The 2,950-nt window shown below is 75.0% G+C and carries 1 protein-coding gene and 1 pseudogene; both read right to left on the bottom strand.

Translation table 11 applies throughout. The features are described 5' to 3' along the window. Positions 1-41 precede the first annotated feature (41 nt). On the bottom strand, positions 42-2,609 hold the full coding sequence (locus ACFWEJ_RS28225) for an ABC transporter permease (protein WP_377232476.1): 2,568 nt from the start codon (positions 2,607-2,609) through the stop codon (positions 42-44). 41 nt (positions 2,610-2,650) lie between these two features. Further along, positions 2,651-2,950: pseudogene (locus ACFWEJ_RS28220) on the bottom strand (ABC transporter ATP-binding protein); the annotation flags it as partial.

Raw genomic sequence — 2,950 nt, 5'->3', positions numbered from 1 at the left:
CGATCACACCGTGCCCGGGCGCCGTCGTCAGCGCGGGACGCTCACTCCACGCCGAGCGCCGCGACCGGCGACGTGCGGACGGCGGCCCGCGCCGGGATCACGGAGGCCAGCAGCCCCGCGACGAGGGCGACGCCCAGGACCAGCGTGATGTCCGTCCACGGCACGGCGTACCGCACGTCGCCCATCAGGGACAGGGCGGTGGCCGCCCCGGCCCAGCCGAACACCAGCCCGAGCACGATGCCGAGCACCGCGCCGACGCCCGCGATCAGCATGCCCTCGACCGCGAGCATGGCCCGCAGCTGGTCCTTGCCGAGCCCGATCGCCCGCAGGGTCGCGGACTCCCGGGTGCGCTCGATGACCGAGAGGGACAGCGTGTTGGTGACGCCGATCAGGGCGATCACCACGGCCACGGCGAGCAGGCCCACCACGATGCCGAGGATCACGTCCACGACCTGGCGGAACTGCGCGGCCTGGGCCGCCGGGCCCATCACGAACGCCCCGCCGTCGACCTCCGCCACGGCGTCCTGCACGTCCGTGAGCACCGCCGCGGGGTCGGAGCCGTCGATGTGCGCCCAGACGTCGCTCCACGCGTCGTCGCCGGCGACCCGGTCCAGGTCGGCGGCCGTGATCATGCTGCTGAGCGGGTCGGCGGTGGTGATGACGACCGTCAGGTCGACGGCGCCGCCGGGACCCTCCACGGTGGTGCGGTCGCCCTCGGCGAGGTCCACCGAGTCCGCGGCATCCTGCGTCAGCAGGATCGAGCCCTCGGTCAGCCGCTCCGCCTCCTCGGCCACGTTCACGACGGCTGCGAGGTCCTGCGGGTCGGCGCCCGCGACCGACATGTCCTCCACCCCGGCGAGCGTGACGCTCGCGTTGGAGACCAGCACGGTGTCGGAGACCCCGTCCGTGCCGGCGACGGCCTCGTGCACGTCGTCGACGTACCGCGGGTCGGACGGCGACGCGCTCACGTCGTACGGGAACGTCTCGTCGAGCAGGCTGTCCGCCGACATCCGGGCGCTCGCGGCCCCCGTGGACATCATGGTCACGAGCGTGACGCCGATGAGCAGCGCGGTGGAGGTCGCCGCCGTCCGCCGCGGGTTGCGCAGCGTGTTGGCGACGGCCAGCCGGGCCGCCGGGCCGCTGCGGGAGACGAGCGAGCCGAGGCCCGCCGCGACGCGCGGCAGCCACAGCACGGCGCTCAGCACCACGCCGAAGAACGCGAGCGAGCCGCCGCCCACGGCCGCGAGCAGGCCGAACTGCGGGCTGCCCTGCATCCCGAGCGCGACGCCGATCGCGAGACCCCCGAAGCCGCCGAAAACGCACAGCAGCGAGATCACCAGGCGGGCCCGGCCGGTGCGGGCGCGCAGCGTGGGCGCGTCCGACGGCCGCAGGGCGGCCAGCGGGGCGACCCGGGTGGCCGAGCGGGCCGGGGCGAGGGCCGCCAGGACCGTCACGCCCACGCCGACGGCCAGCGGCAGCACGACCGCCTGCCAGGTCAGGGCGATGGTGGTCGGCAGCGGCACGCCGAGGTCGAACGACGGCGCGACGAGCAGCGCGATCTGCGCCAGCACCGCGCCCGCCACGATGCCCGCCGCCGACGCGACGACGCCGAGCATCGCGGCCTCCAGCAGCACGCTGCGGTAGAGCTGGCCGGCGTCCGCGCCGATGCAGCGCAGCAGCGCCAGGGTGCGGGTGCGCTGGGCCACGAGCACCTGGAACGTGTTGGTGATGACCATGGCCGCGATGAGCAGCGCGATGGCGGCGAACGTCAGCACGAACACCAGGAAGACGAGGTCCTGGCCGCCGGTCTGCTCGGCGGTCCGCTCGGTCGCCACCTGCTCGACCGTCTGCACGGTCACGTCGCCCCCGGCGTCCGGGAGGGCCCCCTGGAGCGTGTCGCGCAGCCCCGCCGGGACCTCGCCGCCGTCGAGCGGGGTGTCGAGCGCGACGAGCAGCTCGGTGACCGGGTCGGAGTAGGGCTCGGCGGCGTTCCAGGCGTCGAGCGTCGCGGCCGGGACCGCGGCGGCGCCGCCGTAGGAGGTGTAGGCGCCGTACGGGTCGTCGGCGATGCCGGTCACGGTCAGCGTCTCGGTGACGTCCTTCGGGTCGCCGAGCTCCTCGCCCGGGTCGTCGGCCTCGCTCTCGGCCCAGCCCTCGGGGTAGACGGTCCGGTTGAGCGTCACGGTGTCGCCGACGGCGACCTCCATGCGCTCGGCGACGGTCGTGGACAGGGCCACCTCGCCGTCGGCCGCCGGCCAGGCACCGTCGGTCAGCTCCAGCGGGGACAGGCGGGGGTCGGCGGGCACCGGGGCGAAGGCCTGGAAGCCGCCCTTGCCGCCGTTGCGCAGGTCGCCGAACCACGTCGTGACCGGCTGGACCGCCGCGACGTCGTCGAGCGCGGCGACGGCCTGGACGTCACCGTCGGTGATGCCGTCGGCGTCGCCGTCCGGGCTGGTCACCACGACGTCGGCCCGCGCGTACCCGGCCGCGACCATGTCGTGGGTGGTGCCGTTGATGACGCCGCCGGCCAGGAGAGTCACGGTGACGAAGGCGGTGCTGATCAGGATGGCCACACCGGCGGCGGTGAGCCGTCCGGTGCTGCGGCGCATCTGCCCCAGGGTGAGGCGCGCTGTGGGGAAGGAGTTCGACATCACGCACCCGTCCGGGCGGGACCGGTGGTGACGGCGGGCTCGAGGGTGCGCAGGGCGTCCAGGCCCGCCATCGCGGACTCCGGCGTCGGGTCGGAGATGTCGCCGGCGATGCGGCCGTCGGCGATCAGCACGACCCGGTCCGCGTACGCGGCCGCGGACGGGTCGTGGGTGACCATGATGATGGTGCGGCCCAGCTCCCGCACCGAACGGCGCAGGAACGACAGGACCTCCGCGCCGGAGCGGGAGTCGAGGTTGCCGGTGGGCTCGTCGGCGAACACGACGTCGGGCTGCGCGATCAG

It is taken from the genome of Promicromonospora sp. NPDC060204 (genome assembly GCF_042728455.1).
In the GTDB taxonomy this organism is placed as follows: Bacteria; Actinomycetota; Actinomycetes; order Actinomycetales; family Cellulomonadaceae; genus Promicromonospora.
The sequence above is the reverse complement of the archived record's forward strand: the minus strand, read 5'-3'. Positions and strand labels throughout refer to the sequence as shown.

Coding starts and splice junctions, on each gene's coding strand:
- ACFWEJ_RS28225 (WP_377232476.1), bottom strand. CDS start 2,609: ATGCGCCGCAGCACCGGACGGCTCACCGCCGCCGGTGTGGCCATCCTG.